We start from the raw sequence: 11,050 nt of genomic DNA, 5'->3' as shown, positions 1-11,050 counted from the left end.
TATAATTAACGATGGCGTGTTCGACATTTCACGAAGTCCGAAAAAAACTTTATAAAAAAAGAATAATGCCTGTTAATTTCAGGCTGGGACAAATTTTGTGCCGTAAAATATTGCGCCACTTGATCCTTCTTCTGCAAGTTTGCGGAAGACAGGCCTGACCCTCATTCCAATATGGATCTTATCAATATCGCAGATCACATGAGAGGTCAGTTTGGTTCCTTCATCAAGTTCGATGATGGCAAGTGCATAAGGTGTCAGGAATTTGAACTGATCACCGGCACTTCTGATAATGGAATATGTGACCACAGTCCCATCTCCTTTGAACTTGTGATCTACTATCTTTCCCTCACGACGGCAGTCGGGACAGAATGGTCTTGGCGGGTAGAAATATCTGCCACAGGTTTCGCAGTGTGTACCGATAAGATTGTACCGGTTCTGTTGCTTTCTCCAGAAACGTGCTACACTCATTTTATGCCCTCCCAAAGATATGACAGACGACAGTTGCTCCTGTTCCTCCCACATTGTGGGTCATACCAATGTCTGCATCAAGTTGTCGTTTTCCAGCGTCACCACGAAGTTGTTTGACAACCTCGTAGACCTGTTTGATTCCGGTTGCTCCGACCGGGTGACCACATGCTTTCAGCCCTCCACTCGGGTTGATTGGAAGTTCTCCTCCAAGAGCTGTGTATCCGTCTTCGGTAAGTTTTCCTGCTTCTCCTTTCTTGCAGAAACCGAGATCCTCAATGGCACAGATCTCTGCGATGGTGAAACAGTCATGCACCTCAACAAACCCGATATCCTTCCGCTCAACTTTTGCAGTCTGGAATGCTCTGTTGCCTGCGGCAACTGTTGCATCAAGAGTACAGATATCTTTCCTGTCATGAAGTGCGATGGAACTTGAGGCCTGACCGCAGCCGAGAACCTTGATTGGTGTGTCGGTGAACTCACGTGCCCTCTCAAGCGGTGCGAGAATGACTGCAGATGCCCCGTCGGTTACCGGTGAGCAGTCAAAGAGCCTGAGTGGATCTGCAACCAGGGTTGACTTTAAGACAGTGTCCAGAGTGATTGGCTTCTGGTACTGTGCATTTGGATTCTTTGCCCCGTTCTCATGGTTCTTAACTGCGACCTGTGCGAGCTGCTCGCGGGTAAGTCCATACCTGTGCATGTACTGGGTCGCGATCATAGCGTAAAGACCGGGAAATGTAATTCCTGCAATCCCTTCCCATTCTCTGTCTGCAGCAGCGGCAAGCACATCAGTAGTGACACTGGTATCGACATCGGTCATCTTCTCGACTCCCGCTGCAACGACGATGTCTGACATTCCTGAAGCAACAGCGGTGTACGCCTGTCTGAATGCAAGTCCACCTGATGCACATGCAGCTTCCACACGTGTTGCCGGAATGTTTTCAGTGGCAAGACCTGCATAATCTGCAATAAGTGCTCCGACATGCTCCTGCTCGACAAATCTGCCTGCACTCATGTTACCGACAAAGAGCTCGTCGATGTGTACACCTGAAAGATTTGCATCTTCAAGTGCCAGGGCACCAGCCTCAACAAAGAGGTTCCTGAATGAACTTTCCCACCTCTCACCGAACTTTGTACAACCGACTCCGATAACTGCGACTTCTCTCATTCCATCATCACCACTTTGCCTTTGTGTTTGGCATATACTGCATAGTCAACAAGCTTCTTGTCAGCCAGGAGAGCTGCCACTGTCGGGGCTGCCTCACGGTGGAAAATATCTGAATTGATCACATCAGTTACGGTCATATCAAAAGAGTCACTGCCTGACCCGGATCCATAACTGGTCATAAAGATCCGGTCTCCTGGTTTTGCAACATCAAGGACTGCAGAGAGCCCGACCATTGATGCTCCTGAATAGGTATTTCCAAGGTAGGTTACTGCAAGCCCCGGTTTGATCTGGTCCATTGAGAAACCGAGCATACCAGCTGCCTGAACCGGGAATTTCCCGTTCGGCTGGTGGAAGACTGCAAAATCATAATCTGATGGTTTGGTTCCCATCTTTTCGAGCATCATCTTTGATGCCCCGATTACATGCTTGAAGTATGCAGGCTCACCTGTAAACCTTCCTCCATGTCGGGGGTATGGTTTGTTCTCGCGTCTCCAGAAGTCTGGTGTATCAGTTGAGAACGAGCAGGTGTGGTTTATTTCAACAATCGGATCATCGTTTCCGATAACAAATGCCGCCCCTCCGGCTGCTGCCGTATATTCAAGTGCGTCTCCGGGTTCTCCCTGAGCGATATCTGCACCAACAGCAACAGACAGTTTCACCATTCCTGATTTTACAAGACCCATCGAGGTCTGAATTGCTGCAGTTCCTGCTTTGCATGCGAACTCGTAATCTGCTGCAGTCATTACAGGTGTTGCCCCGATGGCTTCTCCGACTGTCACTGCAGTCGGTTTGACGGCATACGGGTGCGACTCTGATCCGACATATACTGCTTCGATATCAACCGGGTTGATCTTACGCCGGGCCATTGCTGCACGGGTGGCCTCGACTGATATGGTGATGGTGTCTTCGTCCATGTCGGGAAGACTCTTCTCAAATACCCCGAGTCCCTTAGAGATCTCGGCACCATTCGCACCCCAGACCCGTGCGATCTCTTCTACCTTGATACGGTAGCGTGGAATGTACGCTCCGTATGAGATGATTCCTACCATTTTTCGTCCCTCAGATTCTCCACGATCTCTTCAATATCCTTCTCGGTACACATCAGGGTGATATGATCCTTCTCTGCCATTTTTGGCACAATTGGATGAACCTCCCCCGCTGAAATGCCGTGGAGTACTACGCACCGGGGTTTGAAGGGGGTAACCCGGATCGCCACCATTGGTGACTTTCCATTGGATACTCCAGTGAAGATAAGCGCCCGTTCGGTGCTCCACCCGTAGATCCGGTTGAACTCGTTCGATGAGAGGTTCATGATAGCCTTGATACTGTCGATTATCGTATACCCGTAGATCGTCAAATCTGTGGGTCCTGTGAGGAGTTCTCCCCCGATTACCCTGCAGAATGTCTCAAGGGTAATCTGGTTTGAGTAATCATGGAGATCGTAGATGACACCTTCTCCCATCTCAGCAAAGAGGAGCGAGGCAAATTTCTGTATATATCTGCCGCCCCTTCCTTCATCAATGGCCAGAATGCTGTCTACGATCCGTCCGATAATCGCAGTACCCGGGCTCTTCCTCCTCCCGCTTTCATAGTCACTGATGACTGAAGGCGAGACGCCGAGAAACTCGGACAGGTGTCCCTGAGATATGTCAAAACTCATTCGCCATTTCTTCAGGGTCTTCCCCGGAGAATCAGAGAGGGTTATCTCCCCCGCCATCTTCTCTGCAAGCCGATGGCGCAGTCCCGGTTCCATGCCTGTACAGTGAGGGAGGGGGAAGTTAAATAATTAACGAAATGCCAATCGACAAAGATCGAACTATGCTATTTCAGGTTTCTGGTCATTACTCCTGTTGCACAGTAATACGATTGACTTTTTAAAAATCGGGGGATATTTAAGTTTCCTAACATTATGGTGACAGTTCTTCATTTGAAACTTTGACGGAGCGTATAGGATCCATCATTGCAGTTCCGTTTTCTATGGTGAGCCCAAGGATGTGTCCGCCTGCAGTCTTGTCAGCAGAAATATAATGCAGATGGAATCCTGCGTAATTTACACCCTGCATATATGCCGGGAACCAGAATCCTGATATTGTGCCTGAAGTGTTGGTGAGATTAAAAACGCTCTGGTTTGCGATAACAGATGAAAGTGCTGGATATGGTTTCTGTTGCACAGGGACACTTCTAACCTTCATCTCCGGGAAAAATCCGTCCACCCTGATCGCGTAGATACAGTCCCTGGATGGGAATGACTGGTTCAACTCATCCTCGAGTTCGGTGAGATTTTTTGATCCTGAAAACTCATGTGTCTGTTCGGGATTGAACCAGACTGTGTTCATGAATGTAACTCCTGTATCTCCCGGAGGTGTGTGAACCACTCCGTCTGATGTGACCTGGTACACTGTTCCGTTGATTTGGATCAGTTCTCCATCCATACTTTCAAATCCACCCACCCCGAAATCACCGTATTTATTCATATCATCCACGGTAGTATGACGATCGTAGTTGCCTTCTTCAAGAACTGAGAAGACTCCCGCCTGTGAGGTGAGGTCTTCATCACTCTTTTCAGCAGTTACTGCTGGAAAACCAACTGCACAGATAAGCACCGTCAGAATAGCAAGGATGGATAATATCCGGTATAATCTCATACCATCATTTCTCCTCTTGGATTGATGAAACCTCTTTTATTCGATATCAATCCATAATCTTATCTGGCCCATTCCTCGCATATGGATATCTACAATATCCGCACAAGGTTGATCAACACCTGCATCCAAATGAGATAACCTGTCCGCGTGACCAGGGGGCGATTCATATTAACCAATATATCTGCATTCACGGACACTTTTACCAGCCTCCCAGGGAAAACCCGTGGCTTGAGGAGATCGAGCATGAGGGATCTGCATATCCATATCATGACTGGAATGAACTGGTTACTGCAGAATGTTATACGCCCAATGCTTCATCCCGTATCCTGGGATCTGGCGGAAAAATCCTGGATATTGTCAATAATTATGCCAGTATCAGTTTTAATTTTGGCCCGACTCTTCTTTCCTGGATAGAAGAACATAACCCCGAACTCTATGATCAGATTATCCTGGCAGATCGGGTAAGCCGAGAACGGTTTTCAGGCCATGGTTCAGCCATTGCACAGGTTTATAATCATATCATCATGCCTCTTGCTACCCGGAGAGACAAAGAGACCGAGATAATCTGGGGGATCCGCGACTTTGTCTCACGGTTCAACCGGATGCCAGAAGGAATGTGGCTTGCTGAAACTGCAGTTGATACCGAAACACTTGAGATCCTGGCAGAACAGGGCATCCTCTATACAATCCTCTCTCCATATCAGGCGAGTCGTATCAGGAAAAACTCTGGTGGTTCATGGGAGCTCACAGATCCACAGAACCTTGATACCGGCAGACCCTATCTCTGCAAACTTCCATCAGGAAGATCGATTGCCCTCTTCTTTTATGATCATGCCATAGCCGGCGAGATCGCCTTTGGGTCCCTGCTCAGTAATGGCGAACAGTTTGCAGACCGGATGATCTCAACATTTTCAGGCAGGGATGATTCTCCACATCTTCTCAGTATTGCAACCGATGGGGAGACGTTCGGGCATCATCACCGGTTTGCCGATATGGCTCTGGCATATGCTCTCCACATTATTGAAGAAAAAAAGTTGGCCCGAATTACCATATTTGGGGAGTATCTAGAGAATCATCCTCCAGAATATGAGGTTGAGATTTACGAGAATACATCATGGAGCTGCAGCCACGGAGTTGAACGATGGAAGAGTGACTGTGGATGCAGAACATATCATGCCTGTCTGATCTCTGATCCAGGGGAGTGTATCTCGCTTGCAAATGCAACTCCTCTCAATAATCCAAGACTCTGGAATCAGAAATGGCGTGGTCCACTCAGGGAGGCCATGGATAACCTGAATGTTTCTCTTTCAGCGATGTATGAGAAAGAAGCAGGTTTACTTTTCTCTGATCCCGGGCTGGCACGTAATGAATACATTGATCTCATACTTGACAGGTCCGGCGATCGTCTGAACAGGTTTATCTCAAGGCATATGATCCCGGGAATCTCGTCTGATCAGGTAACAAGAGCACTAAAACTGCTGGAAGTTCAGCGAAATGCCCTTCTTATGTATACCAGTTGTGGGTGGTTTTTTGATGAAATATCAGGGATTGAGACTGTTCAGGTGATGATGTATGCCTGCAGGGCGATCCAGTTGGCACATGAACTCACCGATTTTGACTATGAACCTGCATACACCGGTATACTTAGCCGTTCGGTTAGCAATATTGTGTCAACTGGCAGTGGTGCTGATATTTATGAAAACTATGTCAAGACTGCAGTGGTTGACAGAGACCAGATTGCCTGCTTCTATGCTATTTCTGCACTGCTGAATGGCTCCATCAAAGAAACTCCTCTCTACACGTATCAAATCAGATGTGGGCAATGCAGGTTAGAACGTGACGATAATCTGGGACTTATGACCGGTACTGCGATCTTCAGATCTGAACTGACTCATGAAGAGTCTCATCTTGTTATTGCCTCTGTCTGGCTTGGTGAGATGGCCTATGTCGGTAGCACAAGGCAATTTGTATCAGAGAATGACTTTGCGCAGATGGAACAGGATCTCTGGGATGCTTTTAGCAGGCGGGATAATCAGGGATTGATCCGTAATCTGAAGAAAAACTGTGATAACATAATACCGTTCAGAAAGATCTTTCCTGATGGGAGAAGGAAGATTCAGGAATCTGTTCTTGCAACAACTATGGCAGATCTTGAGTTTCATCTCTATGAGATCTTTCCAGGGGATATCGCTCTCATGCCCTCGCTGAAAGAGGAAGGAATTACCCCTCCTGTAATCCTTTCCTCACTTGAGCAGTACATTCTCAATGCTGAAGTCCGGAGATGTCTTGAGAACGCAGCCGTGGGTATCCCTTCACTCAAAAAATCTGTAGCCCGGCTTATTATGAGCAAAGCGACTCCCGACATCCGGCTGCTGAGCAGTTCAGCAGCGAGTCGGATCAGTCGTGATGTCAAAATGATAATGCGTGAACCCTATTCATTGCAGAAGATTTGCGATCTGAACTCACTGTTCATGACTCTCAAGCCTCTTTCACTCCCTCTGGATCTGAGGGAGAGTCAGAACACCTACTTCACTCATTATTCCTTATGCGTTGATCAGGCAAGCAGGAATGCACAAAATGATAAAGAGTTGCAGCAATGGATTGACGAATTTCAGGAGCTTGGTAGGCATCTTGATATTGTCTATGATGTTGCATCCTCTGCTGAGGAAAACCGCTCTCCAAATCCGCTCTGATTGTCAAATATGTATTTCAAAGAATCCCTTGCATACTAATCAGAGCGATCTATGAGAACGAGGGGAAGCGGAGTACTTCTGCATATCACTTCACTGCCATCACGGTTTGGAATTGGCGATCTCGGACCCGGTGCATATGATTTTGTTCAGTTCCTAAAAGATGCAGGGCAGCGGTACTGGCAAATCCTCCCGATTCATCCGACTGAATATGAGTATGATAACTCTCCTTATCATGCATTATCTGCTTTTGCTGGTAATCCTCTTCTGATTAGTCCAGATGTCTTGGTCTCTGATGGTTTTATCGGCCTGGAAGATCTTGATCAGGTACCTGACTTTCCTTTAGAAAAGGTTGATTTTTCACTGGTCATTGTATACAAAGAGAAGATTTTCACCAGGGCATTTGAGCGGTTCAGGGCATCAGATGATCAGTCAGGATTTGAAACATTCTGTAGTAAAAATGCAGGATGGCTCGATGATTATGCCCTCTTTCAGGTTCTTCGAAAGAAGTTTTCACCTGCTGCGTGGGGTGACTGGCCCTCTGATCTCAAACTTCGCACTCCTGAGGCGCTGAGGCATGCTCTTGCTGAGAATTACGAATTGGTTCTGAAGGAGAAGTTTCTTCAGTACCTCTTTTTCCTTCAGTGGGATGTCTTTCGGGCAGTCTGCAAAGATGCCGGGATTCTTCTGATTGGTGACATTCCAATCTATGTTGATTATGATAGTGCTGATGTCTGGGTGTATCATCAGCTCTTTAAACTTGATTCAGATCTAAAGCCGGCGGTCATAGCTGGTGTTCCTCCCGATTACTTCAGTGAAACAGGGCAGATCTGGGACAGCCCTGTTTATGAATGGGATGAGCTTAAAAAAACCGGATATTCCTGGTGGATTGATCGGATTGAGCATCTTGCTTCCATGGTGGATTATATCAGGATTGATCACTTTCGCGGTCTGATCGGTTTCTGGCAGATTCCTGCAGGTTCAGAGACTGCAATAACAGGAAGCTGGGTATCTGCCCCTGGTTATGATCTTCTGAAAACGATTGCAAAACGTTCAGCATACCTCCCAATCATTGCCGAAGATCTTGGAATCATTACCCCTGATGTAAGAGAGGTAATGCGTGAGTTCTCCCTTCCCGGGATGAAAGTACTACTCTTTGCATTTGGAAACGGGATGGCAAACAGCCCGTATATTCCACATAATATCTCAAGCAACTGCGTGGTCTACACCGGCACTCATGATAATCCCCCTGTCTATGGATGGTTTATGTCAGAGGCAACAGAGGAAGAGAAGAGAAATCTGGCTGCGTATCTTGGCAGGGACCCTGAAGCTGAAGAGGTCAACTGGATGCTCATCAGGCTCGCGATGATGAGTGTTGGCAGTACCGTGATCATCCCGATGCAGGATATCCTGAATCTTGGGAATGAATCGCGGATGAACTGCCCCGGAACTAAAACGGGTAACTGGTTGTGGCGCTTCTCGAAAGAACAGGTCCCTGTTACTCTCTCAGAAAAACTTCACGCCCTGACTGAACTATATGCCAGATAATAACCGATTCTGCTTTTTGATCCTGAAGTATCTGTGAGTTATCAGCAACGAATGCATTTTTGGGATCAATCCCACAGATGATAACGCATTAATAATATCCTCCTCATATATGGTATCATGACAGGGCCTGAGGATCTTGAATGCCTGAAGCACATCGCTCTCCGGGGCGGACTTCATGATCCGGTCTTTCTAAACTCACAGGGTCTGGGATGTGAACTGGGGATCAGTCCGCAAACTGCCTCACGACGCCTTAAGTCACTGGAGCAGCAGGAACTCATCAAGCGGACCATCATCGCTGACGGTCAGCATATAACCATCAGCGAAGAGGGCGAGTCAGTACTTCGGAAGGAATACTGCGACTATTACCGGCTCTTTGGAAGAAAAGAGACGCAGTACCAGTTCCCTGGAACAGTGGAGTCAGGCCTTGGGGAAGGCGCATACTACATGAGCATCCGCCAGTATGTTCACCAGTTTGAGAAGATCCTGGGGTTTGCACCATACCCTGGCACGTTAAATCTCCGTCTCTCACCTGTTGCGATCCAGCGAAGAAAAAAACTGACTATCGCAGACTGGTTAGTTGTTGATGGTTTTGAATCAGAAGGTCGGACATTCGGCCAGGTCAGATGTCTTCCCTGCCTGATAGGAAACATCCCCTGTGGTATTGTGGTTCCAGGAAGATCGCATTATCCTGATGCACTGGTGGAAGTGGTAGCACCAGTGGGTCTGCGTCGTGAACTGAATCTAAAGGATGGAGATGAGGTAATGATTGAGGTTTCGTTATGATTCGTGAGGCACTTGATGCGCTCAGAAAAGGTGAGATGGTACTGCTCTATGACTTTGATAACAGGGAGCGTGAGACCGATCTCACCATGAGATCTGATCGAATTACCCACCGTGATATCTGTCGGATGCGTCATGATGCCGGCGGTCTGATATGCACCGCGATTCCGTTTGCATCAGCGAAGAAACTTGGACTTCCGTTTGCGAGGGATGTGCTGAGGAACTGTGCCATGGTTGAACAGCTTGGAGATATTCCCTATGATCCTTCCAATAACTCTTCATTCTCACTCTGGGTAAATCACCGGAATACCTTTACCGGAATCACTGACAAGGATCGATCCCTCACTGTGAATGCTCTCTCGCAGGTTGTCCAGAATACTCTCGATGGGGAACCTGTCTTGTTCAAGGATCAGTTCAGAACTCCTGGTCATATGCCTGTGCTGATTGCAGCAGAAAAACTTCTGGATCAAAGACATGGTCAGACCGAACTCTCGGTTGCCATGGCAGAGATGGCAGGCATCAACCCGACGATCAGCATCTGTGAGATGCTTGATGATGAGAGCGGGCTTGCCCTATCAAAGGAAGAGGCGATCAGATATGCAAAGAAACATGGTCTGGTCTTTGTCGAAGGATCAGAGGTTCTCGAAGAATGGGATAACCGTCAGACATAAGGGGAAAGAACCTCCTGATTGTCTGCATATTTTTGAGATTTTTAGTTCCGGTTGATGAATAAGTCTTCCCCTGATCGTCTTTTTTTGTATCAATAGGTTCGGTAATAAACAATCGAATATCAGTCACATGAAATTTCAGATTTTCTATGAATGAATCCTGAAAACCGGATTTATCTCTATGTGTTACGTTCCGCCTTAAACGATCAATAATTCTTGGTAATTACACAAAAGTGAAGGTGAAGACCTCTTAAGGGTTTAAAAAAATGTGGGAAACCTGAAAGGAAGGGTTATTATGAGCCTTTACAGAAAAAATGGGAATAACTCCGTATCCACAGCAGTAGTTATTGTGGATTGTGAAAGTATCCCCTAGATCCTGGAAAAGGAGGAGTGATTAGTTTACAATCCGTGAGGAGGAGGCGCATCTGTAATAGGTTGAGCGACACTACTTGATTCCTCCGGGTTTGAATAGCAGTTATCTCCTCCAATACATGCTTTTCCTCCTGGCATTTCCTCCAATTCTAATTTTAATTGTGCTGATAATTGGTCCGATGATGGTGGTGATACTGCTATTGGTGATTGGTGTATTGTAGGGGGGGATGTGGGTGTCCCATCACCATTATGTGAATATGTATCTTCCCCCGATCCCTGTTGTATTTGTGTTGGTGGATTATCACCACCCAAATAACTATTTGGCCTTGGTGGATTTTTTTTTACTTCATCTAAAGCTAAGCCTGCAACAGCAAGAATGTTAGGATCACTTGTTGTGGTTGGAGTAGCCGCAATACTATTAGGGCCATCAGCACCCGTACCTTGAGAATATCCATTTCCAATGGCAACACCAATACTTCTTGCCGATAATGCCAAGGATTCATCTCTACTAGTACCAGTGGTCACCCCACCTTGCACACCTCCTATCATTTCAACTGGTCCATTCTCTCTGTTTCCCTGGGAATCAAAATTAAAGCTCGTTGCCGCGACCTCAACAGTTGCGAAACAAAAAATTAAACAAATTGTGAAGGCAATAATTAGCCGCTTCCCTTTATTTTTGAACATGATTGAGTATTGTGTAGCATCATAAATAAA

The 11,050-nt window shown here is 46.8% G+C and carries 10 protein-coding genes; 4 read left to right on the top strand and 6 right to left on the bottom strand.

Going from position 1 to position 11,050, the window contains the following annotated elements:
* Positions 1 to 78 precede the first annotated feature (78 nt).
* From VN429_RS10585 to budA, 5 genes are all read right to left on the bottom strand, one after another.
* Positions 79 to 468 (bottom strand): Zn-ribbon domain-containing OB-fold protein, encoded by a 390-nt coding sequence (locus VN429_RS10585; protein ID WP_325633081.1) that lies wholly within the window; start codon positions 466 to 468, stop codon positions 79 to 81.
* Between the two features lies 1 nt (position 469).
* Positions 470 to 1,633 carry an acetyl-CoA acetyltransferase gene (locus VN429_RS10580; RefSeq protein WP_325633079.1) on the bottom strand — a complete coding sequence of 388 codons (1,164 nt, stop codon included), beginning with the start codon at positions 1,631 to 1,633 and terminating at the stop codon, positions 470 to 472.
* Positions 1,630 to 2,682 carry a hydroxymethylglutaryl-CoA synthase gene (locus tag VN429_RS10575; protein WP_325633077.1) on the bottom strand — a complete coding sequence of 351 codons (1,053 nt, stop codon included), beginning with the start codon at positions 2,680 to 2,682 and terminating at the stop codon, positions 1,630 to 1,632. The genes VN429_RS10580 and VN429_RS10575 overlap by 4 nt, the downstream gene beginning before the upstream one ends.
* The gene (locus tag VN429_RS10570; RefSeq protein WP_325633075.1) at positions 2,676 to 3,386 is read right to left on the bottom strand and encodes a helix-turn-helix domain-containing protein; all 711 of its coding nucleotides are present in this window, start codon (positions 3,384 to 3,386) and stop codon (positions 2,676 to 2,678) included. Before VN429_RS10570 ends, VN429_RS10575 begins: the two co-directional genes overlap by 7 nt.
* A 154-nt stretch (positions 3,387 to 3,540) precedes the next feature.
* Positions 3,541 to 4,278, bottom strand: a complete 738-nt coding sequence (gene budA / locus VN429_RS10565; RefSeq protein WP_325633073.1) for an acetolactate decarboxylase — start codon at positions 4,276 to 4,278, stop codon at positions 3,541 to 3,543.
* Here budA and VN429_RS10560 point away from each other — a divergent pair.
* From VN429_RS10560 to ribB, 4 genes are all read left to right on the top strand, one after another.
* Positions 4,257 to 6,971 carry a DUF3536 domain-containing protein gene (locus tag VN429_RS10560; RefSeq protein ID WP_325633083.1) on the top strand — a complete coding sequence of 905 codons (2,715 nt, stop codon included), beginning with the start codon at positions 4,257 to 4,259 and terminating at the stop codon, positions 6,969 to 6,971. The two genes, budA and VN429_RS10560, sit on opposite strands and share 22 nt — an antisense overlap.
* Before the next feature lie 51 nt (positions 6,972 to 7,022).
* Entirely contained in the window at positions 7,023 to 8,516 is a 1,494-nt protein-coding gene (gene malQ, locus VN429_RS10555; RefSeq protein WP_325633071.1) for a 4-alpha-glucanotransferase, read from the top strand.
* Between the two features lie 117 nt (positions 8,517 to 8,633).
* Entirely contained in the window at positions 8,634 to 9,299 is a 666-nt protein-coding gene (locus tag VN429_RS10550) for a DUF120 domain-containing protein (RefSeq protein ID WP_325633069.1), read from the top strand.
* Positions 9,296 to 9,967: a 3,4-dihydroxy-2-butanone-4-phosphate synthase gene (ribB, locus tag VN429_RS10545; protein WP_325633066.1), complete on the top strand. Its 672-nt coding sequence runs from the start codon at positions 9,296 to 9,298 to the stop codon at positions 9,965 to 9,967. The genes VN429_RS10550 and ribB overlap by 4 nt, the downstream gene beginning before the upstream one ends.
* 396 nt (positions 9,968 to 10,363) lie before the next feature.
* On the opposite strand, the gene VN429_RS10540 is transcribed toward ribB, so the two are convergent.
* On the bottom strand, positions 10,364 to 11,050 hold a 687-nt coding region (locus VN429_RS10540), incomplete at its 5' end, for a hypothetical protein (RefSeq protein WP_325633064.1).

Source organism: Methanospirillum sp., assembly GCF_035560735.1.
Taxonomy (GTDB): domain Archaea; phylum Halobacteriota; class Methanomicrobia; order Methanomicrobiales; family Methanospirillaceae; genus Methanospirillum.
The sequence above is the reverse complement of the archived record's forward strand: the minus strand, read 5'-3'. Positions and strand labels throughout refer to the sequence as shown.